Source organism: Microbacterium sp. NPDC089190 (assembly GCF_040701795.1).
Classification (GTDB): domain Bacteria; phylum Actinomycetota; class Actinomycetes; order Actinomycetales; family Microbacteriaceae; genus Microbacterium; species Microbacterium galbum.
This window is the reverse complement of sequence record NZ_JBFBHF010000004.1, coordinates 246,069-267,009: the sequence shown is the minus strand read 5'-3', so window position 1 is coordinate 267,009 and position 20,941 is coordinate 246,069. Positions and strand designations below refer to the sequence as shown.

The 20,941-nt window shown below is 72.7% G+C and carries 22 protein-coding genes and 1 riboswitch; of the genes, 11 read left to right on the top strand and 11 right to left on the bottom strand.

Translation table 11 applies throughout. The features are described 5' to 3' along the window. The first annotated feature begins 39 nt into the window (after nt 1-39). The 5 genes from AB0230_RS14635 to cofD all read left to right on the top strand — a co-directional run bounded on the left by AB0230_RS14635 (nt 40) and on the right by cofD (nt 3,240). On the top strand, nt 40-1,149 hold the full coding sequence (locus AB0230_RS14635; protein WP_315994325.1) for a hypothetical protein: 1,110 nt from the start codon (nt 40-42) through the stop codon (nt 1,147-1,149). Continuing rightward, the gene (locus AB0230_RS14630; RefSeq protein WP_366376506.1) at nt 1,146-1,481 is read left to right on the top strand and encodes a hypothetical protein; all 336 of its coding nucleotides are present in this window, start codon (nt 1,146-1,148) and stop codon (nt 1,479-1,481) included. Before AB0230_RS14635 ends, AB0230_RS14630 begins: the two co-directional genes overlap by 4 nt. Further along, nucleotides 1,471-1,749 (top strand): WXG100 family type VII secretion target, encoded by a 279-nt coding sequence (locus AB0230_RS14625; RefSeq protein WP_366376504.1) that lies wholly within the window; start codon nt 1,471-1,473, stop codon nt 1,747-1,749. Before AB0230_RS14630 ends, AB0230_RS14625 begins: the two co-directional genes overlap by 11 nt. Beyond that, a complete protein-coding gene (locus tag AB0230_RS14620) occupies nt 1,749-2,201 on the top strand; it encodes a hypothetical protein (RefSeq protein WP_363388831.1) in 453 nt (150 codons plus the stop codon). The genes AB0230_RS14625 and AB0230_RS14620 overlap by 1 nt, the downstream gene beginning before the upstream one ends. 73 nt (nt 2,202-2,274) lie before the next feature. After that, nucleotides 2,275-3,240: a 2-phospho-L-lactate transferase gene (cofD, locus tag AB0230_RS14615; RefSeq protein WP_366376502.1), complete on the top strand. Its 966-nt coding sequence runs from the start codon at nt 2,275-2,277 to the stop codon at nt 3,238-3,240. Between the two features lie 169 nt (nt 3,241-3,409). Here the strand turns inward: cofD and cofC are convergent, their stop codons facing one another. From cofC to cofG, 4 genes are all read right to left on the bottom strand, one after another. Next, on the bottom strand, nt 3,410-4,045 hold the full coding sequence (gene cofC, locus AB0230_RS14610) for a 2-phospho-L-lactate guanylyltransferase (protein ID WP_315994330.1): 636 nt from the start codon (nt 4,043-4,045) through the stop codon (nt 3,410-3,412). Between the two features lie 204 nt (nt 4,046-4,249). Continuing rightward, entirely contained in the window at nt 4,250-5,260 is a 1,011-nt protein-coding gene (gene fgd / locus AB0230_RS14605) for a glucose-6-phosphate dehydrogenase (coenzyme-F420) (RefSeq protein WP_366376500.1), read from the bottom strand. 11 nt (nt 5,261-5,271) lie between these two features. Further along, the gene (locus AB0230_RS14600) at nt 5,272-6,753 is read right to left on the bottom strand and encodes an NAD(P)/FAD-dependent oxidoreductase (protein ID WP_363388842.1); all 1,482 of its coding nucleotides are present in this window, start codon (nt 6,751-6,753) and stop codon (nt 5,272-5,274) included. Next, on the bottom strand, nt 6,750-9,203 hold the full coding sequence (cofG, locus tag AB0230_RS14595) for a 7,8-didemethyl-8-hydroxy-5-deazariboflavin synthase CofG (RefSeq protein WP_366376498.1): 2,454 nt from the start codon (nt 9,201-9,203) through the stop codon (nt 6,750-6,752). Before cofG ends, AB0230_RS14600 begins: the two co-directional genes overlap by 4 nt. A gap of 148 nt (nt 9,204-9,351) precedes the next feature. Here cofG and AB0230_RS14590 point away from each other — a divergent pair, with 148 nt between their 5' ends. Continuing rightward, nucleotides 9,352-9,750, top strand: a complete 399-nt coding sequence (locus AB0230_RS14590) for a hypothetical protein (RefSeq protein WP_315994334.1) — start codon at nt 9,352-9,354, stop codon at nt 9,748-9,750. 175 nt (nt 9,751-9,925) lie between these two features. On the opposite strand, the gene AB0230_RS14585 is transcribed toward AB0230_RS14590, so the two are convergent. The 3 genes from AB0230_RS14585 to AB0230_RS14575 are packed head-to-tail and all read right to left on the bottom strand — an operon-like array spanning nt 9,926 to nt 12,912. Beyond that, nucleotides 9,926-10,744, bottom strand: coding sequence for a TSUP family transporter (locus AB0230_RS14585; protein WP_366376496.1), 819 nt, complete (start codon nt 10,742-10,744; stop codon nt 9,926-9,928). Nucleotides 10,745-10,798: 54 nt separating this feature from the next. Next, nucleotides 10,799-11,617 (bottom strand): ABC transporter permease, encoded by an 819-nt coding sequence (locus tag AB0230_RS14580; RefSeq protein WP_363577074.1) that lies wholly within the window; start codon nt 11,615-11,617, stop codon nt 10,799-10,801. Beyond that, nucleotides 11,614-12,912, bottom strand: coding sequence for an ATP-binding cassette domain-containing protein (locus tag AB0230_RS14575; RefSeq protein WP_366376494.1), 1,299 nt, complete (start codon nt 12,910-12,912; stop codon nt 11,614-11,616). Before AB0230_RS14575 ends, AB0230_RS14580 begins: the two co-directional genes overlap by 4 nt. Before the next feature lie 87 nt (nt 12,913-12,999). On the opposite strand from AB0230_RS14575, the gene AB0230_RS14570 reads away from it, so the two are divergent. Genes AB0230_RS14570 through AB0230_RS14550 form a run of 5 tightly spaced genes read left to right on the top strand, consistent with a single transcriptional unit; the run spans nt 13,000 to nt 16,688 of the window. Beyond that, on the top strand, nt 13,000-14,064 hold the full coding sequence (locus AB0230_RS14570; RefSeq protein WP_366376492.1) for an enoyl-CoA hydratase/isomerase family protein: 1,065 nt from the start codon (nt 13,000-13,002) through the stop codon (nt 14,062-14,064). A 28-nt stretch (nt 14,065-14,092) separates the two neighbouring features. Beyond that, nucleotides 14,093-14,923, top strand: coding sequence for an LssY C-terminal domain-containing protein (locus AB0230_RS14565; RefSeq protein ID WP_366376490.1), 831 nt, complete (start codon nt 14,093-14,095; stop codon nt 14,921-14,923). Beyond that, complete coding sequence (locus AB0230_RS14560; protein ID WP_315994340.1) at nt 14,920-15,495, top strand: hypothetical protein; 576 nt, start codon at nt 14,920-14,922, stop codon at nt 15,493-15,495. The genes AB0230_RS14565 and AB0230_RS14560 overlap by 4 nt, the downstream gene beginning before the upstream one ends. Nucleotides 15,496-15,536: 41 nt before the next feature. Next, nucleotides 15,537-16,466: a DnaJ domain-containing protein gene (locus tag AB0230_RS14555; RefSeq protein ID WP_366376488.1), complete on the top strand. Its 930-nt coding sequence runs from the start codon at nt 15,537-15,539 to the stop codon at nt 16,464-16,466. Between the two features lie 39 nt (nt 16,467-16,505). Then, nucleotides 16,506-16,688 carry a DUF5302 domain-containing protein gene (locus tag AB0230_RS14550; protein ID WP_315994342.1) on the top strand — a complete coding sequence of 61 codons (183 nt, stop codon included), beginning with the start codon at nt 16,506-16,508 and terminating at the stop codon, nt 16,686-16,688. An 84-nt stretch (nt 16,689-16,772) separates the two neighbouring features. Here AB0230_RS14550 and thiD read toward each other — a convergent pair whose 3' ends face one another. The 4 genes from thiD to AB0230_RS14530 form a co-directional block, all read right to left on the bottom strand. After that, a complete protein-coding gene (gene thiD / locus AB0230_RS14545; protein ID WP_366376486.1) occupies nt 16,773-18,203 on the bottom strand; it encodes a bifunctional hydroxymethylpyrimidine kinase/phosphomethylpyrimidine kinase in 1,431 nt (476 codons plus the stop codon). Next, complete coding sequence (gene thiE, locus AB0230_RS14540; RefSeq protein WP_366376485.1) at nt 18,200-18,847, bottom strand: thiamine phosphate synthase; 648 nt, start codon at nt 18,845-18,847, stop codon at nt 18,200-18,202. Before thiE ends, thiD begins: the two co-directional genes overlap by 4 nt. Next, complete coding sequence (thiM, locus tag AB0230_RS14535; protein ID WP_366376483.1) at nt 18,844-19,689, bottom strand: hydroxyethylthiazole kinase; 846 nt, start codon at nt 19,687-19,689, stop codon at nt 18,844-18,846. Before thiM ends, thiE begins: the two co-directional genes overlap by 4 nt. Further along, nucleotides 19,681-19,772: riboswitch (TPP riboswitch) on the bottom strand. It overlaps the preceding gene by 9 nt. 296 nt (nt 19,773-20,068) lie before the next feature. Then, entirely contained in the window at nt 20,069-20,734 is a 666-nt protein-coding gene (locus tag AB0230_RS14530) for an SDR family oxidoreductase (protein WP_366376481.1), read from the bottom strand. Between the last annotated feature and the right edge of the window lie 207 nt (nt 20,735-20,941).

The following is a 20,941-nucleotide window of genomic DNA, read 5'->3' as shown; positions in this document are numbered from 1 at the left end:
CGTCGGGACCGCTTGATACGGTCGAACGGGGGGTGGGGGATGACCGCATCGAGTTTCTGGCTGGCGCCCGACGCGTTGGAGCATCAGGCCATACCGTTCGACGACTACGCCGCGCAGGCGCAGAGCGCGAAGCAGTACCTCGCGGCGCATCCCTTCGATGACACGGGGGATCACCCGGCCTATCGGTTCGCCGCCGAGCGCGCGCGGGAGCTGCGTTCGTCGCTCATCGACTGGTTCGACCATCTCGCGAGCGTCCTGACGGGCGTGGCGGTCGAGTTGCGGTCGGTGGCGGACGAAGGACGCTCGATCGATGCGGAAGAAGCCGCCCGCATCGATGCGTCGGATCCGTCCGTGTACAACGGGAACTCGTCGTCGGCGAGCGAAGTCGTCTCGGACTCGGCGGGCGGGCGCAGCACCGACCTCATGCCCGTCTGGGGGCCGCCCGCGGGCGGCGCGGCACGGTTCTGCGACTTCGGACCGGCCTACGACCACCTCAACGACCTGACGCTGAACCTCGTGCCCGGAGATCTCCTGAGTCCCGTCGAGTGGATCGACACGATCCTCGGCTGGCTGGGTGCCACGCCGCTCCCCGAGACGGTGATGCGCGAGTTCGGAGGGCGCTGGGGTGACCTGCGGGCCTTCGCCGACACGTTGACAGGGCTCAGCCAGCTCATCGACGACATGCGGGGGCACTTGGGCAGTGCGGCATCCTTCATCAAGGTCGCCTGGCAGGGCTACGCCGCCAGTAGCGCGCAGGACTACTTCGACCGGCTCTCCGCGGTGCTCGGCAACGCCGTGCAGGAATTCCAGGATGCGGGCGACGCCTTCGCGTCGTATGCCGACGGGGTCGAGGGGACGGCGGAGGCCGTCAGCAGTGCGCTCTACGGTCTGCTGGACTCGATCCTCATCGCCGCGGTCGCCGCCGGATTGGGAACGGCGACGATCGAGACGGTCGTGGGCGGAATCCTGGGATGGGGGGCCGCGGGAGTGGCGCTGCTCAACGCGGGCCGCCTCGTGGCCGAAGTCAACGACCAGTTGCAGTTCCTCAACGACCTCGGCAATATCCTGGGGTCCATCAGCAACCTCTCCTCCGACCTCTCGGACTTCTCGTCGGAGCTCCCCGTCCCCGCCATGGAGGTCACGAATTGAGCGACGACGCGCGCCGGCCCACTCCCGCCGAGGTGAGCGAAGCCTTCCGAGCGGATCGGGCGGCTTCCTCCAGCGGTCTCGATTTCGCGACCGTTCCGGGGACGGCGCCCGTTCTCGGCATACTGCGCACGGAGATGCAGCGTCGCCTGCGCGAGGAGCATCCCGACAGCGAGGTCGCCCATGCGCTGCGCGCCGTGCTCGACGGATCCGTTGGACCGCGGTCGCTGCTCGAGATGCCCGCCTTCGCGCCACCCTCGGCTTTGAGAGATCCCGCCGTGACAGAATCGGTGCGCGCCGCGATGCGCGGCGGGGAGCGTGATGATGCATCTTGACGAAGACTCGGCGGTGGGCTCGATCGCGATCGTCCGCGAGGCGATCGACCGGATCGACGAGCACCTGACGACGCTCGAGAACGAAGCGGCGCGTCTGCAGGCCTCGTGGGACGGCGACGCGCGCGACGCCTTCGCCACGGCGATGCGCGAATGGGACGAATCCGTCCGTGTGCTGCGCGCCGCCGCCGCGACGGCCGGGGAACGGGCGCACGGCGCCGTTCGGCGCTTCGGCGACTTCGATCGGCGTCGAGCCGGAGCGTGGGCGTGATGCGGCGTCGTCTTCTCGCCGCCGCGGTCGTCGCGGTGGGGTTGGCTCTGGCCGGCTGCGCGCCGGCCGCCTCGCCCTCGACCATCACCGTCACCTGGACCGGACCCGACGGCGAACAGACGGTCACGATGACCCCCGATGTGGTCGAGTGCGACGACACCGGCGCGCGCGGGACGGCGGTGCAGGTGACGCCGCAGGGCACCTTCTCGTTCCGCACGAACGTCGACGAGGGGGCGCGCGGGTCGGTCGGTGTCGGCGCGGACGGCGTGTTGGTCTCCTTCGAATCCGACGACATCGACCTCACCGTCGGCGGTGAGAACGTGTCGGTGGCCTCCAGCGACGGCGAGGCGGCGGTCGTGGAGGGGTGGAAACCCGAGGACGGCATCGTCGAGTCCCCGGACGACGCGACACGCTATCCCGCGACGGTGACCGCGAGTCTGCGCTGCGAGTGACGCGCGGCTCCGCCTGACGCCACCCCTCGGCACGCGGTCTCGGCGCGGGACAGCGAAGTGGAAGACTGGATGGATGCGTCCTCCCCAACCCCGTGTCGTCGTGCTCGCCGGTGGAGTCGGGGGGTCGAAGTTCACGCTCGGCGTGCGCGCTGCCCTGCACCGGCTCGGCGCCCCCGAGGCCACCGTCGTGGTCAACACCGGTGACGACCTCTGGCTCTCCGGTGTGCGACTTCAACCCGATGTCGACTCGATCACCTACGCCCTCGCCGGGGTCAACGACACCGTGCGCGGCTGGGGTCGCGCGGGCGACACCGAGCGCGTCAACGAGGAACTGCAGGCGTGGGGCGCCGGCTGGCCCTGGTTCACCCTCGGCGATCTCGACCTCGGGACCCACCTCGCGCGCACCGGCTGGCTGCGCGAGGGCCTCACCCCGACCCAGGTGCTCGGTCGGATGGCGCAGCGCTGGCCGCTCGGCATCCGGATGTTGCCCATGACCGACAGCGAGGTCGACACGCACGTGCTGCTCGAAGACGGGCGTCGCCTGCACTTCCAGGAGTGGTGGACGCGCCATCGCGCCCAGCTGACCCCCCGTGCGTTCGAGAACCCCGGGATCACGGATGCCGTGCCCGCCCCGGGAGTGACCGATGCCATCGCGGCGGCCGACGTGGTGCTGCTGGCGCCGTCGAACCCGGTCGTGTCGATCGGTCCGATCCTCGCCGTCCCCGGCATCCGGGAGGCCCTGCGCGCCACCTCAGCGCGGGTCGTCGGGGTCTCGCCCATCATCGGCGGCCGCGTCGTGCGCGGGATGGCCGACGTGTGCCTGACGGCGATCGGCGTCGAGACCTCGGCCGCGGCCGTCGCGCGGCACTACGGCGCGCGGTCGGCGGATGGGGTGCTGGACGCGTGGGTGCTCGCCGAGGAGGACGCAGCGTCGGCGGCCCAGGTCGAGGCGGCGGGGATCCACGCGGTCGTGCGGCCGCTGTGGATGAGCGACGACGTCGCGTCGGCGGCGATCGCCGAGGCGGCGCTGGGGGCCTGAGCCGCCCGGTCGCGCCCCGTGGTGAGCGCGGAAGAGGAGCTGCGCGGCGGATCCGCGGGTGAGTGGCGGCGGCCGAGGCGCAGGGCCGCGGGGGCCCTGCGGGGGCGGGTCGGGCCGCGGCGGGCCGTGCGCCCGGGTGAGGCTGCGCCGGGGTCGGGCCGCGCCCGACTCAGGCCGCGGCGGACGCCAGTACGGCCGCGGTCCGCGGACCCACGCCGAGGGCGACGGCCTGCGAGAGTTGTACGGCCGTGTCGACGTCGCGGCGCAGCGTCGAATCGCGGGGGACCGCGAGGTCGGCGCAGCCGAGCAGACGGTGGCGCGCGGCGGAGTCGGCGCCGAACGCCGACACCCACACCGCGTTCGGTCGGGCGGTGACGAGCGTGGAGCCGGTGCCCTCGGCATCCGGGACCAGACCCCGCTCCACGCGGCCGGCGAGCTCGAGGGCGGCGTCGAGGTCGTGCGGGGTGAGCGCGGGCACATCGCCGAGGAGGGCGGCGCGGGCAGTGCCCCGTCCGGCTTCCTCGGCGCCGAGCGCGACCGCGGCGTCGAGGCCGCGCACGTCTCCCTCGGCGACGACATCGACGGCGGGCCACTGCGCGACGAGGGCCGAGAGCTCGACGTCGTCGGTGACGACGACCACTCGCGAGACGCGCGGGGTGGCTGCGGCGGCCGCGATCGTGTCGAGGGCGAGGGCGCGGGCGAGCGCCTCGCGATCGGAGACGCCCGTCAGGCGCGATTTGCCGATCGCGGCCGGCTTGACCGGCACCACGATCGTCCAGCCGTCACGGATCTCAGGAGTGCTCATCGCATCCATTGTGCGTCGAACCCCGGACATCCGCGGGTGGGGGTAGCGCGGCTCCGCTGATCCGTGCTGCGGATCGCGGTCGCGGCCCGACGCCACCGGGATGACCCCCGTCTCGCGAGACGATGCGGGTGGCGCGCGAATCGCGTGTGATGTCGGCGAACGCGGGCGGTCTCGTTGCCGTCGCCCCGACCGGCGCCCCGGGCCTCAGCCGAAGCGCTTGCGCAGCCGGGGCAGGATCTCCTCGCCGTACATGCGCAGGAACTCCTCCTGGTCGTGTCCGGGGTCGTGGAACACGAGGTGGCGGAAGCCGAGGTCGACGTAGCGTGCGATGCGCTCGACGTGCTCGTCGGGGTCGGTGGAGACGATGAAGCGGGATGCCACGCGCTCGATCGGCAGCTCGTTCGCGAGGCGCTGCATCTCGAGGGGGTCGTGCACGCTCATCTTCTCGTCGGCGGTGAGGGCGAGCGGGGCCCAGAAGCGCGTCTTCTCGAGCGCGGTGTCGTGGTCGGGGTGGTACGAGACCTTGACCTCCATGAGCGTGTCGACGTCGGCGCGGGTGCGACCGGCCTTGGCGAGGCCGTCGTCGAGCGCGGGGAGCAGCTTCTCGGTGTAGAGCTCGGGATCCTTGCCGCTGGTGGTGATGTACCCCTCGGCGATCCGGCCGGCGAGCCGCGTGGCGGCGGGTCCGGAGGCGCCGATGTAGATGGGCACCTTCTGCGCGGGGCGGTCGTAGATGGTGGCATCCTTCACCGAGTAGTAGGTGCCCTCGTAGGTGACCCGCTCGCCCGCCCAGAGCTCGTTGATGATCGTGATGGCTTCTTTCAGACGCTGGAAGCGCTCGGGCGGCTCGGGCCAGTCGAGCCCGAGGGTGACCTCGTTCAGCGCCTCGCCGGTGCCCACGCCCAGGACCACGCGCCCCGGGTACATGACCCCGAGGGTGGCGAACACCTGGGCGATGACGCCGGGGTGGTAGCGGAACGTCGGGGTGAGCACGCTCGTTCCGATGATCACCCGCTCGGTGCGGGCGCCGAGGGCGCCGAGCCACGGCAGCGCGTTGGGAGCGTGTCCGCCGTCGTGCATCCAGGGCTGCAGATGATCGGAGAGGAAGACGGAGTCGAAGCCCATCTTCTCCGCGAGCACCCCGAACTCGAGCAGCTCGTTGGGGCCGAACTGCTCGCTCGAGGCCTTGTAACCGAAACGCAGGGGGATGGTCATGGCTGTCTCCTCTAGATGTCGACGCTGGGAAGGGTCGCCCGCACGGGCGCGACGAACTCGGAACCGTCGGTGCCGGCCAGTCTCTCGTGGAACGCCTGCACCGTACCCGGCCACAGCAGTGTCAGGCGCCCCGATCGGTGGTCGACGTACCAGTTGCGGCATCCGCCGGTGAGCCAGGGGGTGGATGCCGCGGCCTCGGCGATCTCGGCGGTGTACGCCGCCTCGGCATCCGGGCGCACTCGCAGCACCCGATCGGTGCGACGGTCGCGCTCGCACAGAGCGCGCACCACGTAGGCGGCCTGCTCCTCGGCCATGAGCACCGCGGAGTTGTGGCCGAGGCTCGCGTTGGGGCCGTTCAAGACGAACAGGTTGGGGAAGCCCGTGACCACCGTGGAGCCGAACGAGGTCATGCCGTCGGACCAGTGCGCCGCGAGCGTGCCCTCCTCGCCGTGCACGAGATCGGCGTAGGGCTGCTGGGCCGAGGCGAAGCCGGTCGCCAGCACGAGCACGTCGGCGTCGTGGCGCGTCCCGCTCGCGGCGGTCAGCGCCGAGCCCTCGACCGACACCAGCGCCGTGGGCTCGAGGGTCACGGCATCCGAGGCGACGGCGGGGTAGAACGCGTCGGACAGCAGGACGCGCTTGCATCCGAAGGCGTAGTCGGGCGTGAGAGCCTCGCGCAGCGCGGGGTCGGCGACCTGCGCGTGCAGGTGCGCGAGAGCGACCTCCCGAGCGGCGGCGGATGCCACGGCGTCGCCCGAGCGGGAGGCGAAGCGCCGCTCGCCCTCGGCGTAGAGCTCCGCCCGCAGGCGCGCGAGGTCGCCGGGGTGCGCGGCGAGACGCTCGCGCTCGGCGAGCGGGATCTCGTCGCCGCCGCGCGGCACGATCCACGCCGGGGTGCGCTGGAAGAGCGTGACGTGGGCGGCGCGGCGGGCGAGTTCGGGGACGAGCTGCACGGCGCTCGCGCCGGTGCCGACGACGGCGACGCGTTTTCCGGTGAGGTCGACGTCGTGGTCCCACCGGGCCGAGTGGAACAGGGGACCGTCGAACGACTCGAGTCCGTCGATCGCGGGGACGTGCGGCTCGGTCAGGCGTCCGCAGGCGAGAACCAGGGAGCGGGCGACGACGGGCTCGGCCCCGGTGTCGATCCGCCAGACCGCGTCGGCGGCATCCCACCGCGCCCCGAGGAGGGGGGTGCGCAGTCGCAGGCGATCGCCGAGGTTCTCGCGCTCGGCGACCTCGCGAAGGTACCGCTGGATCTCACCGCCCGCCGCGAACGTGCGGGTCCATCCCGGGTTCGGGTGCGCGGCGAGGCTGTAGAGATGGGCCGGTACATCGCACGCGACACCGGGGTAGGTGTTGTCGCGCCAGGTGCCGCCCACGTCGGACGCGCGTTCGAGCAGCACGATGTCGTCGCGACCGGCCCGCCGCAGAGCGCCGGCCATGGCGAGGCCGGCGAAGCCCGCGCCGACGATCGCGACGTCGACGACTCTCACGCGGGGGCTCCGTCGGGTGCGGGGGTCTCATCGGGCGTCCGGCTCGCGTCGGCGGGGAGGGGGAAGCGCGTGCCGCCGCTGGTCACGACGTACGGCGCCGAGGCATCGGTCACGCGGTAGTCGGTCGTGCGCAGCCGGAACGGCCGCATGAGGCTCCGCGCGAGGCGCTCGGCGGCGGGGACGGGCAGTTCGAGGCCCTGCTCGATCCCGGTGTCGGGCAGCACCCGCCCGTCGTAGAGCGTGCCGCCGAGGTCGTCGCCACCGGAACGCAGCAGCACGGCAGCGGTGTCGCGGCCGACGCGGGTCCACGGGATCTGCACGTGCGCGATGCTGCCCGAGAGCAGCAGCCGCGACACCGCGACCATCGCCCGGTGCTCGTCGACGGGCGCGCGCCCCGCCACCAGCGGCACGTCGCCGCCGGGCAGGGGGATCGGCACGAACTCCGCGAAGCCGCGCGTGCGGTCCTGGATCTCGCGCAGGCGCCGCAGGTGGGCGATGCGCTCCTCAGCCGTCTCGACGTGCCCGTAGAAGAGCACCGAGGTCGACCGGAAACCGCTGAGGTGCGCGGCGGTGATGGTCTCGATCCACGCGTCGATCTCGAGATCGCCCGGGGCGACGAGCCCGCGCACGCGCTCGCTGAGCACCTTCACGCCCGTCCCCGGCACGGTGTCGACCCCCGCGGCGTGCATCGCGGCGAGGGCACCGCCGAGGCCGAGACCGCCTCGGTCGGCGAGGTCGCGCACATCGAGGGGGCGGTAGGCGTGCACGTGGATGCCGGGGGCGGCGCCCTTCACGGCCCGCACGAGGTCGAGGTACCCGGCGGGGTCTTCGTCGCCGGGCAGTGCGCCCTGGATGCAGATCTCGGTCGCACCGAGGTCGACGGCATCCACCGCGATGGCCGCGGCGTCGTCGAGGCCGAACTCGCCCGGTGCCGCGCGGCCGCCGCGGCGCAGCCCCGACGAGGTGAGGTTGCGGTTCCGCACGAGCGTGATCGGCTCGCCGACGGTGTAGCGGCGGGCGTCATCGGCGACCGCGGTCAGATCGTCGAGCTCACCGCCCGTTGCGTGCAGCAGGCGGGTCCAGTCGGCGTCGTCGAGCGCGAGAGGGGCGGATGCCGCCCGCTCGGCGAGGCGGCGCACGCCGGGGTCGCGAGAGACGGCGCCGGTGCGGAGCGTGGGCACGGGGCGGGCGGAGGAGGCCGTGGGGGCCGTGGGAGTCACGTCGGCGGCCAGGCCCGCGGCATCCGCCAGGGCCCGGACGGGCGCACGCAGGGCCGGGTCGATCCAGGTCTCGGCTTCTCGCACGAACTCCGGATGCGCGGTCAGACGCTCGCGCAGTGTGTAGCCGTGGGTCGCGGTGGAGGCGGCCAGGTCGTCGATGTGGGGCCAGGGCCGTTCGGGGTTCACGTGATCGGCGGTGAGCGGTGACACTCCGCCCCAGTCGTCGATGCCGGCGGCGACGAGCAGCCCGAGCTCGCGCGGGTCGGAGAGGTTGGGCGGCACCTGAACGCGCATGTCCGGCCCGAGCACGAGCCGCGCGACCGCGACCGCCGCGAGGTACTCCCGCATGTCGGCGTCGGGGGCGCCCTGCATGGCGGTGCGGGGCTTCGCGCGGAAGTTCTGCACGATCACCTCCTGCACGTGGTCGTGGCGGTCGGCGCTCTCGCGGAGGGCGACCAGCGACTCCGCGCGATCGCGGACGGTCTCACCGATGCCGACGAGGATGCCGGTGGTGAACGGGATGCCGGCGGCCCCGGCGTCGTCGATGACCTTCAGGCGCAGGTCCGGGTCTTTGTCGGGCGAGCCGAAGTGCACCTGCCCGGGCTCCTCGAACAGGCGCCGGGAGGTGGTCTCGAGCATCATGCCCATCGACGGGGAGACCGGTCGAAGCACGGCCAGCTCGTCGGGGTGCATGACTCCCGGGTTGGCGTGCACGAGCATCCCGGTCTCGGTGGTGATGAGGCGGGCGATGTGCACGACGTAGTCGATGGTCGAGGCGAAGCCGTGCTCGTCGAGCCACGCCCGGGCCTCGGGCCAGCGCTGCTCGGGGCGGTCGCCCAGGGTGAGCAGCGCCTCTTTGCACCCGAGGGCCTGGCCTTGCCGCACGACCGTGAGCACCTGCTCGGGCGTCATGTACGCGGGCTTGCGCAGCAGCGCGAGCTGGCCGGGGGTGTCGACGAAGATGCAGTAATGGCACCGATCGCGACAGAGCGTCGTGAGCGGCACGAACACCTTGCGCGAATACGTGATGACGCCCGCTCGGCCGGCCCGGTCGAGACCCTCGTCGCGTAGGGCCGCGGCCACCGGGAGAAGGACGTCCAGATCGGCCCCGAGGAGGGTCTCCGTCTCGTCGACGTCGGGCCGGTGACCGGTGCGCACGCGCGCGAGCAGGTCGTCGATCGAGGTGCCTCGGGCCGGTGCGACTCGCGGCGCAGCGCTGCCCGTGCTCATCGCTCCAGGCTATCCCCCCGCTCCGACATCGGGGCCGAGGGGGAGGGGGACCGCGGCCGTCGCGCGCGTGGCGTCCCGGCATCCGTTCCGGCGATCGTTGCCGTCCTGTGAGGTGCCCGGCGGGTCGACGCACCACGACGCTGGCAGGATGGATGGCATGGTGACCCTGCTGCTCGATTCGACGCAGCTCGAGGTCGTGCTCTCGCCGACCGAGCGGGCTCTGTCGTTCCGCAAGACCAACATCGTCGTCCCCCGGGAGCACATCGACCGGGTGCAGCTGACCGACGACGCATGGACCTGGATCCGCGGGGTGCCCAACCCCGGGATCAACCTCCCCGTCGCCGTCGGGGCCGGCACGTGGAAGTCCGCCGGCGGCAACGACTTCGTCATCATCCGGGGGCGCAAGCCCAGTGTGGTCGTCGACCTCGTCGGTCACGACGAGTTCGAGCGCCTGGTGCTCACCACCAAGCACGGGGTGGCGCTGGTGAAGGCGCTGCGCCTCGACGTGGCATCCGAGCCCGAGGACGTCGCCGACATCGTCGCCTGAGCATCCCCCGCTCTCCCCCCGCACATGCGCACATGCGCACCGAGTGTCCAGAACGCCCGGACGAAATTTCGTTCCGTCCGGGTTTCCTGGACACTCGGCCGGTGCGGCCGGTGCGGCCGGTGCGGCCGGTGCGGCCGGTGCGGCCGGTGCGACCGGTGCTGCGCGAAGCGCTGGATCAGCCGGCGAACTGCGCCACGGTGTCCCACGCGAGCTTGACGATCAGGATCGACAACGTCACCAGGAACACGATGCGCACGAAGCCGCTGCCGCGACGCGTGGCCATGTGCGCGCCGATGAAACCCCCGGTGATGTTCATCACGGCCATGGCGAGGCCCAGCGCGAGGATGATCTCGCCGTGCACGCCGTACACCGCGAGGGCCGCGAGATTCGTCGTGAGGTTCGCGATCTTGGCGTTCACGCTGGCCTGCAGGAAGCCGTAGCCGAGCACGCCCACGATGAGGATGACGAAGAACGAGCCCGTGCCCGGACCCAGGATGCCGTCGTAGAACCCGACCAGCAGACCGATCGCCCCCGCCCGCCAGGCGACGGCCGCCCGGGAGTCGTGGCGCGGGGCGTGCTCGAGACCCATCTTCGGCTTGAACAACGTGTACAGCGCGACGGCCACCACGGCCACGAGCACGATCGGTGTGAGCACCTCGCGCGGGACGAAACGCGACAGCGCCGCACCGACCGTCGAACCGGCGTACGCCCCCGCCACCAGCGGCACGAGGAGCACGAGCTGCACCCGGATGCGGCGGAGGTACACCCAGCTGGCCGAGAGCGTCCCGAAGAACGACGACAGCTTGTTCGTGCCCAAAATGAAGGGTGTCGCGACGTCCTTCGGCACGCCGATGACGAGAGCGGGAAGCTGGATCAGGCCGCCGCCGCCGACCACCGCGTCGACCCACCCGGCGACACCCGCCGCCACGAGCAGCAGGACGAGAGCGGCCACCGAGACGGGGAGCCACTCGGCGATCACCGGTCCATCGAGCACGGTTGATTCTCGCCGCTGCGGGCTGGGTCGACAAAAAGCGCAGCTCGGAACGGGTCAGTCGATGTCGCGGCGCCAGGTGGTGAACAGGCCGATCACGAGCAGCACCACGGCGTAGCCGAGCAGCACGAGGCCGCCCATCCACCACTCGAGGGCGTCTGCACCCGCCGTGCCCATCGCGCCGAAGATGGTCTGCCCCACGAGCGCGTCGCTCGCGGCGCTGGGGAACCACTTCACGACCTCGCCGAAGCCGTCGACCACTCCGCCCAGGGTGCGGATGATCGGTTCGACGAACAGTGTCACCGCGAGCACGATCACGATCGCGGCGACCTGGTTGCGCACGACCGTGCCGACGCCGATGCCGACCACGGCCCACAGTGCGAACGCCAGCAGCATGCGGCCGACGAGCACCCACGTGTCGGAGGAGGCCAGTTCCGCGTCGATCCCGAAGATGCTCAGCACGCCCGCGCCCGCCGCGATCGCGGCGAGGGAGCCCAGGATGCCGTAGAGCAGGCCGACCAGGATGCCGACGACGAACTTGCCGCCGAGCACGACGCCGCGGCGCGGCGTCGAGAGGAACGTGGGGGTCAGCGTCTTGTGGCGGAACTCGGTGGTCACCATGAGGGTGCCGATGAGCAGGGGGAAGACGTATCCGACCGCGGAGGCCGTGCTGTAGACGAGCGCGGGGACGCCGTCGGCCGACATCGCGGGACCCGTGCCGCCGGAGAGGCGCCCCGAGGCCACGCCGCCGAAGACGAAGGCGAGCAGGCCCGCGGTGAAGGCGACGTAGACCATGAGCACGATGCCCAGCACCCACCAGCCGGCGGTGGTGAACTGCTTGGTGTACTCGGAGCGCGTGGCGGCGAGGAGCGTCATCGCGACACCTCCTGCTCGTGACGGACGAGGTGGTCGTCGTCGGGCGTCTCGCCGCCGTGCGCGACTCCCACCGGAACGATGTCGATCACCCCGGTGGAGGCGACGGCGTACGAGGGGCGGGGGACGTCGTCAGCCTCGGTGCGGGCGGGAGCGGCCGCGACGGGGGCGATGACCGCGACCAGCGCCGTCGACGGGCGGGGCTCGTCGGCGACGCGGTCCTGGGCGGAGGGCGCCGCGTGCACGGGCACCGCGTGCTCGGGCGCCGGCGCGGTCGTGGGGGCGTCCGCCGGTGTCGGGACGTCCGCGGTCGCGGCGACCGGCTCGGGCGCTGCCCCGTCGCCGGCCGTCGCGGAGGTGGCATCCGTCGTCGGTATCGACGTTCCCCCGGCGCTCGCGTGCACGCGCGCGCCGCTCACGAGTTCGAGGAAGATGTCCTCCAGGCTCGCGCCCTTGCTCTGCAGGTTCGACAGCGCGATGCCCGCAGCGGCGGCCAGGCCGCCGATCTCCACCGGTTCGTGATGGCGGATCGTGAAGCCGTTGCGCAGCAGCTGGTAGTCGATTCCCCGCTCGTCGAGCAGCCGCGACAGCGCGGCGCGATCGGGCGAGTCGACCACCGTGGCGTACTCGTCGGGGTCGGCGAGGTCTTCGATACCGCCCTGGAACACGAGGCGGCCGCGCGAGATGATCAGCAGCGCGTCGACGGTCTGCTGCACCTCGGCGAGCAGGTGCGAGGAGATGAGCACCGTGCGTCCCTCTTCGGCGAGGTGGCGCAGCAGGGAGCGCATCCAGCGGATGCCCTCGGGGTCGAGACCGTTCGACGGCTCGTCGAGCACCAGCACGCCGGGGTCGCCCAGCAGTGCCGTCGCCAGCCCCAGACGCTGGCGCATCCCGAGTGAGAAGCCGCCGACGCGGCGCCCGGCCACGTCGGCGAGACCGACGAGTCCCAGCACGTCGTCGATGCGGGTGGTGGGCAGGTTCGCGGCGCGGGCGTAGACCTTGAGGTGGTTCGCGGCCGATCGGCCGGGGTGGAAGCTCGACGCCTCGAGAGCCGCGCCCACCGTCTGCAGGGGGGAATCGAGGTCGGCGAACGCTTTGCCGCCGATCGTGGCGGTCCCCGACGTCGGGCGCACGAGCCCGAGCAGCATGCGCAGCGAGGTGGTCTTTCCGGCGCCGTTCGGCCCGAGGAACCCGGTGACCTGACCCGGCTCGATCCGGGCGGAGAGATCATCGACCGCCGAGACCGCTCCGAAGCGTTTGGTGAGGCCGGCGAGCTCCAGCACCTGTCCGTCGGGCATTCGGCACCTCTCGTTCGGTGGGCGTTCCGTCCATCTTCCCCGATCCGGGGCCGAAAACCCATCCGGCGGCGTGTGTAACGTGGCACCGTGCACGCACAACGATCCGCAGACGACAGCGTCCTCGTGGGGGGTCGTCGCGGCCTCGGCCACCTCACCCTCAACAAGCCCCGCGCGATCAACGCCCTCGACCTGGAGATGATCCGTGCGCTGAACGTCACGCTCGACCGCTGGGAGCGCGACACCGACGTCGACGTCATCCTGCTCGACGGCGCCGGCGACCGGGGCTTCTGCGCGGGTGGTGACGTGCGCGCGCTGCACGAGATGGTCACCGCCGGACGCGTCGACGAGGTGCACGCCTTCTTCCGCGAGGAGTACGCCCTCGACCACCGCATCGCCACGTCGCGCAAGCCCGTGATCGCGATCGCCGACGGCGTCTGCATGGGCGGCGGCATCGGACTGGCCGGTCACGCTGCCATCCGCATCGTCACCGAGCGCTCGCGCCTGGCCATGCCCGAGACGCGCATCGGCTTCACGCCCGACGTGGGCGGCTCGTGGCTGCTCGCCCGTGCCCCCGGCCGCCTCGGCGAGTACCTGGCCCTGACCGGCGGAACGATGGATGCCGCCGACGCGCTGTACGCGGGATTCGCCGACCACATGGTGCCCACCGCCCACCTCGAGGCGCTCTACGAGGCGCTGGAGAACCGGGCCGACCCCTCGAGTCCGACGGAGCTCGTGCTGCTGTTCGACGAGAGTCCGGAGCCGTCGCGCCTGATCGCGGCGCGGGAGTGGATCGACGACGCCTTCGCCGCCGCCGACGTGCCGGCGATCATCGACCGCCTGCGGGCACGGCCCGAGCCCGAGGCGAGCGAGACCGCCGACCTCCTCGCCGCGTCCGCCCCGACGGCGGTGGCGGTGACGCTCGAGGCCGTGCGTCGCGCGCGCGAGCTGCCCTCCCTGCGCGCCGCCCTCGCGCAGGAGTACGGCCTCGTGCTGTGGTTCGCGTTCACGCAACCCGACCTCGTCGAAGGGATCCGCGCGCAGGTCGTCGACAAGGACCGCACGCCGCGATGGACGCCCGCGCGGCTCGAGGAGCTGCCGAGCGGTCGCGTGGCGGAAGCCCTCGCCTATGAGCCGGAGCCGGCGCTGTGGTGACGCGCCGGCGGCCGGGATCGCGCCGGCGATGACCCCTCCGCGGCGCCGCTGGTCGTTCGGTCGAGCCCTCGACGGGTTCTTCTTCGTCTTCGCCGGTCTCGCCGCGTTCTGGCTCGCGTATCTCAGCTTCACCGAGTCGTTCTCGCTCGGATGGGCCGGCATCGCGATGGCGATCGCCTTCTGGGTGCTGCTCGCCTATCTCGTGCTGCCGCGGCTGCATCGCATCCTCACCGCCATCTACGTCCCCGACTACTTCATGGGGCGTACGCGCACGTCCGACGGGCTGTTGGGCGACCCCGTCAACCTGGCTTTCCTGGGCGAACGGGAGCAGATCGAGGACGTGCTGGCGGACGCCGGCTGGATCGCCGCCGATCCGGTCACCCTGCGCTCCTCGTGGCAGATCATCAGCTCGACCCTGCGACGGCGCAGTTATCCCGGTGCGCCGGTCAGCCCGCTGTTCCTCTTCGGGCACGTGCAGGATCTCGCGTATCAGCAGGAGGTCGCCGGATCCCCCGCGCAGCGGCACCACGTGCGCCTGTGGCGATGCCCCGACGGATGGCTCCTCCCGGGTGGACGCCGCGTCGACTGGCTGGCCGCCGGCACCTTCGATCGCGCGGTCGGCCTCTCGCTGTTCACGCTGCAGGTGACCCACCGGATCGATGCCGACACCGACATCGAGAGGGACCACATCGTGGGCAGCGTCGCCGGGGTCCGCGGGGTGGAGGTCGACGTCATCCGGGACTTCTCGACCGGATACCACGCGCGAAACGGCGGCGGAGACAGCATCACCACCGACGGCGACCTGCCCATCATCGACGTGCGAGCCGTCTCGGCGGTCGGTGGGGAGCGGACACCGTGAACGAGCAGCGGCATCCGCGCAAACGCGTGGCCTTCGAGCCGCCTCTGGATCCCACGGCGGGGGATGCCGCGATGCACCGCCCCACCGCGACCGTCGCGGGAGCGGTGCTCGTCCTCCTCCGCGCCATCGCGGGGGCCCTCTGGGCGGTGAGCGTGGCGTTCTCGCTCCCGCCGTGGCTGCAGCAGATCGCCGGCGCCGCCAGCGGCGATGCGAGCGCGTCGACCGACCCGGAGCTCGCCGCGTTCGCCGACCTCGGTATCGGCACCGCGGTCTTCCTGAGCGTCATGGGCGCCCTCTTCGTGGTGCAGGTGGTGCTCGGCATCCGGATCCTGTTCGGGGGCAACCTGTCGCGCGTGCTCGTCATGCTCATCTCGGTCGGTTCGATCAGCGCGAGCTTCGTGGGCTGGTGGGAGCTGGGGCTCGAGATCACCGTGCGCACCACGCTGCTGACGCTGAGCCTCGACATCCTCGTGCTGCTGGCGCTGTCGAGTCGCGACGCGGCGGCGTACGCGCGGCGCCCGCGCCGGAGCCGCCCCCGGGCGCACGGATCCCGCACAGGCGCGGCGCGTTAGCCTGAGAAGCGCCGCGCCCCGCGGCGGAACGGATGACGCACGTGTTCGACAGTCCTATGTCGTCCTCGGCATACGAGGTGCTCCGCGTCGCGGCCGATGTCGACGACGAGGGCCTGCGCCGCGCCTACCGGGTGCGCCTGCGCGAAACGCACCCCGACACCGGCGGCGACGCCGCCCTGTTCGTGCAGGTGCAGCGGGCATGGGAGCTCGTCGGCACGCCCGAGGCGCGCAGCGCCTACGACCGGGGCCAAGGAGCGGCGACGACCGGGGACTGGGGTGGCGCGCCGACGGCATCCACGCCCTCCTGTCCCGCGGACACCCGCCCGCGCGCGCGGTCGCACGGCCAGCCGGGCGGCTGGCGGCGTGAGCGCTACCTCGACCTGATCCGCGAGTGGGTCGGGCGCGGCGTCGACATCGCCGACCCCTACGACCCGGCGCTCGTGCGCTCGGCGCCGCCGGAGATCCGCCACATCCTCGCGGATGCGCTCGCCGAAGAGGAGACTGCGCGCCTGGTGTCGGAGCTCGGCATGGGGTACACCGTGTGGCACGACGTCTTCGCCGACCGCGACGGGGTGGATCCGGAGCAGAAGATCGACCACCTCGTGCTCGGCCCGAGCGGCCTGTACGCCCTGCTCAGCGAAGACTTCGGCGGCCCGGTCGGGGTACGCCGGGGCGAGATCACCGGTCCGAACGTCATCGGGGCGCCGGTCACGGAGCTCGTCTCCCGCGCCCGCGTCATCGCGCGTTCCGCGGGGGTGCGCTTCAGCGGGGCGATCGTCGTCCTGCCCGACGACGACGTGTTCGACGCGATCACGGAGCTCGGCAAGGTGCGGGGAACCCCCGTCGCGCTGGTCACGCGCAGCGCGCTGACGACGCTGCTGCGTCGCGGCATCACGGGCGCGCGCGAGGTGGGCGGCACCGAGCTGTTCGACATCCGCACGCGTCTGCAGCAGCGGGTCCGCCACGTCTGACCGGTGGTCCGTGTCGCGGAGCGTGCCTAGGGTGGGGGCATGAGTACCGATGAGACCTCGGATGCCACGGCATCCGCCGAGATGAAGCGCAAGTTCCAAGAGGCGCTCGCGAAGAAGAACGGTCAGCAGCGGTCGGGCCAGGCGCACCTCGACGGTCATTCCGCCGTCCAGGGCACGCACGCGGCCGTGACGAAGCGCGAGTTCCGTCGCAAGAGCGGCTGACCCTCCGCCGCCGCGCGAGTCGCCGGGAATCGTCGCCACCGGCCCGTCCGAAGCCACAGAACGTGGCGACTCGCGCGAGCGGGGTCAGCGCAGGGGCGCCTCGAAGAACGCCCGCTCGAGGGCCATCGAGCGGTCGTAGGCCGCGGCCATCGCGGAACGGACGGCGGGGGATGCCGCTCGCGCGGCGGCATCCACGATCCCCGCCGCCTCGGCCGACGACGCCGCGAACACCTCGTCGCCGTAGGCGCTGAGCCAATCGGCGTAGGCGTGGTCGGGGCCGAAGGTTCCGCGCCAGCGCGCACCGATGTCGGTGTACAGCACGAAGCAGGGGAGGATCGCCGCCACGAGCACCGCGTACGAACCCGTGCTCGACGCGGCGTGCAGGTGGTCGGTGTAGTCGAGGGTGGATGCCGCGGGCTCGAGACCCGCGGGGTCGACGTGCGAGCGGTGCAGCTCCGCCTCCTCGGCCAGGCACGACACCGACGCCGCGGCCCAGAAGCGCTGCTCGTCGACCGTGGGCGCGAGGGCCGCGACGCGGGCGAGGACGCGCGCGTACTCGCGGAGGTAGAGCAGATCCTGGCCGAGGTACCAGGCGAACGCCGCGCGATCGAGGGTGCCGGATGCCAGGCCCCGTACGAAGGCGCAGGCGTCGACGTCGGCGCGGATTCGGGCCGTGGCATCCCACCGCTCGGCGCTCCACGACCGGCCGAGGTCGATGTGCGGGCGCAGCTCGTGCAGGTGGTCGATCGGGCCGTTGCCGTGGCCGACGTGCAGCGCCTCGGCGTGCTCGAGCGCGCCGGTCAGCCAGCGCTTCGCGCGGGTCAGGGCGTCCGGCCACGACAGGCCGTGGGCGGCGAGGGTGGCCATGGCCGACGACAGCGAGCAGCCGGTGCCGTGGGTGTGCCGGGTGTCGACGCGGGGTCCGGCGACCGGATGCACGCCCGAGCCGTCGATGATGGCATCCGGGCTCTGCTCTCCGTCGAGGTGGCCGCCCTTGAGCAGGACGGTCGTGCGCGAGCGCTCGGCGAGAAGCTGCGCCTGAGCGACGGCGGCGTCCCAGGACGCGGCGCGCGGCTCCCCCACGAGCACGGCGAGCTCGGGGAGGTTGGGGGTGACGAGGTGCGCTCGGTGGCAGAGGGCGCGCACGGCTTCTTCGGCGTCGGGGTCGAGCAGGCGGTCGCCGCTGGTGGCGACCATGACCGGGTCGAGCACGACGATCGGCGGCTGCACCTCGGCGAGCCAGCCCTCGACGGTCGCCGCGACCTCGACGGAGCCGAGCATGCCGATCTTGACCGCGTCGATCTCGACGTCGTCGCTGACCGCGCGCAGCTGCGCGTCGAGGAACGCGGTGGGCGGCACGTGCACCTCGCGCACGCCTCGGGTGTTCTGCGCCACGAGCGCCGTGACCGCGGCCATGCCGTAGCCGCCGAAGGCGGCGATCGACTTGAGGTCGGCCTGCACGCCGGCGCCGCCCGTCGGGTCGGTGCCGGCGATGCTCAGGACGCGCGGGCTCACGCTCCCGCCTCCCACTCATCGCGGAGGTCGCGGACGACCGCGCCGGGATCGTCGGCGCCGCTCACCGCCGACACGACGGCCACGCCGGCCGCCCCCGCGCCCCGCAGAGCGGCGACGTCGTCGACGCCGATCCCGCCGATCGCCACGCAGGGCAGGGGAGTGGTTGCCGCGAGCGCGGCGAACCCGTCGACGCCGAGCGGGCGCGGGTGCTCGGGTTTGGTGGCGGTGGCGCGGATGACCCCGACGCCGAGGTAGTCCACGGTGTCGGCGGGGAGCGCGGCGGCGGCCGCGAGATGGGCGGGCGTGTTCGCGGTCCACCCGATGAGGGCGTCGGGGCCGAGCAGCGCGCGGGCGGCGTCGACCGGCAGGTCGCTCTGCCCCAGATGGATGCCGTCGACCCGCGCCCCGCGGTCGCGGGCGGCGAGCACGACGTCGAGGCGGTCGTCGACCACGAACGCGCACCGCCCGGCGACGACGTCGGCCAGGTCGAGGGCGCGCGCGAACAGCTCGCCGCCCGTGGCGATCTTGTCGCGCAGCTGCACGACGGTCACCCCCGCGGTGACCGCAGCATCGACGATGTCGCGCAGTCGCGCGAAGGGCACGCGATGATCGGTGACGAGGTGCAGCGAGAGGTCGCAGGTCATCGTCGGACCCCCGTCTCGACGGTGTCGGCTCGTTCCGTCTCGATGCCGACCGATCGCAGGTCGGACGGCTCGAGCGCGGCCAGCTCGTCGAGGAAGGCGACGGCGAACGACCCCGGACCGCGGGAGACGGATGCCGCCCGCTCCGACGCGATCGCCCAGATCGCGCTCGCGGCGATCGCCGCATCGAACGGTGCGGTCACCGCCGAGAGGGCCGCCATCGCCGCGCCGAGGGCGCAGCCGCCGCCGGTGACCCGGGTGAGCAGGACACTGCCGCCGATCACGCGCACTGTGCGCTCGGCATCCACGATGAGGTCGACCTCTCCCGACACGGCGACGGTCGCTCCCGTCTCCCGCGCCAGGGCTCGGGCGGCTTCGAGGGCGTCGTCGGGCGAGTCGGTCGCGTCGACGCCGCGGCCGCCCGCTCCCGATCCGGCGAGGGCGAGGATCTCGGAGGCGTTGCCGCGGATGATCGCCGGCCGTGCGGCGAGCAGCTCACGGGCGAGGGCGGTGCGGACCGGCAGGGCGCCGACGGCGACGGGGTCGAGCACCCACGGGGTGCCGGCGCCCACGGCCTCGCGGGCGGCATCCCGCTGCTCGGCGGTCGGGGTGCCGAGGTTCACCAGCACTCCGCCCGCGACGCCCGCGAACAGACCCGCCTCGCCGGGGATGTCGCACATGGCGGGGGCGGCGCCGAGGGCGAGCAGTGCATTGGCGGTGAAGTTCGTCACCACCGCGTTCGTGATGCACTGCGTCAGCGGAGCGGACCGACGGAGGGCCTCGAGGCTCTCGGCGGGGGCGGGCCCTGCGGGGGTGGACGGAGACGACGACGTGCGAACGACCATTCGCGACATCCCTTCGCTAGTACGAACTAGATCAGGTTCGACGGGTGTGTTCTCAGCCCTGGCGGGCACCCCGTGTCACTGCGGGCGACGCTAGCACAGGGGGTGGGCGGGGTTCACGGGTGGGCCGCGCGGGGCGCGGTCGGTCGTGGTGGGTGGTCGGTGCCGGCTGCTCGCGCGCGCTGACGCCCGTTGCGCCGCGGGTCGCCTCCCGGTGTGTGCGGCACCGCCCGTGCAGCGGGGTCGCATGCCGATACGTGCTGCGCGGCGCGGGTCGCCTCCCGGTGTGTGCTGCACCACTCGTGCGGCGGGGGTGCCCGCGTGCGGGTTCGCCGGCGCTGTTGCGAGCGCGGACCCTCCTGCGCGCTGCGGTGCGCGGGGTTCAGAACCGGGCGGAGAACCCGCCGTCGGTGTGCAAAAGCTGCCCGCTGACCCACCGGCCGGCGTCGGACAGCAGGAACGCCGTCACGGCGGCGATGTCGCGGGGAGTGCCGAAGCGCCCGAGCGGGTGGTACCCGGCCAGGCCGTCGCGGGTCTCGTCGTCCATCCAGCCCGTGTCGATCGGCCCCGGATTGACGACGTTGGCGGAGATGCCGCGGGGTCCGAGCTCGCGCGCGGCCGAGATGACGATGCGGTCGAGCGCGCCTTTCGAGGCGCCGTAGGGGAGGTTGCCGGTGGTGTGGTCGCTGGTGAACGCGACGATCGCCCCTCCCGTGTCGTCCACCTGCCGGGCGAACGCGGCGATCATCAGGAGGGTCGCGCGCGCGTTGACGGCGACGTGGCGGTCGAAGCTCTCTGCCGTGGTGTCGAGGATGCCGGACTCGACGCCGTGCGCGTGGCTGAGGACGAGGGCGTGGATCGGCCCGCGTTCGCTCGAGACGCGCTCGACGAGCTGCGTGGGTGCTGCGGAGTCGGCGAGGTCGCACGGATAGTCGCCGGAATCGATCTCGCTGGTCACGACGTCCCACCCGTCGGCGTGCAGGCGCGGGATGATCCCGGCGGCGATGCTGTTCGCGCGCGCGGCGCCGGTGACGAGGGCGAGGGGCATGGACGCAGGTTACGCCGTCGGTGCGCCGGGGGCGGGGCTCCGCGTGAGCGGAGGACGCGACGGTGAGCGATGTCGGAGCCGCGAGGGCGAACCGGGTGTGGTGTCGAGTCGCCGGCTGGGGGCCATCGCGATGTCCGGCGACGGGGGCGAGGTCGGATGGTGGGGTGTGGGCTTTCTGCAGGCCCGACAACGGGGTGGTGTCGGATG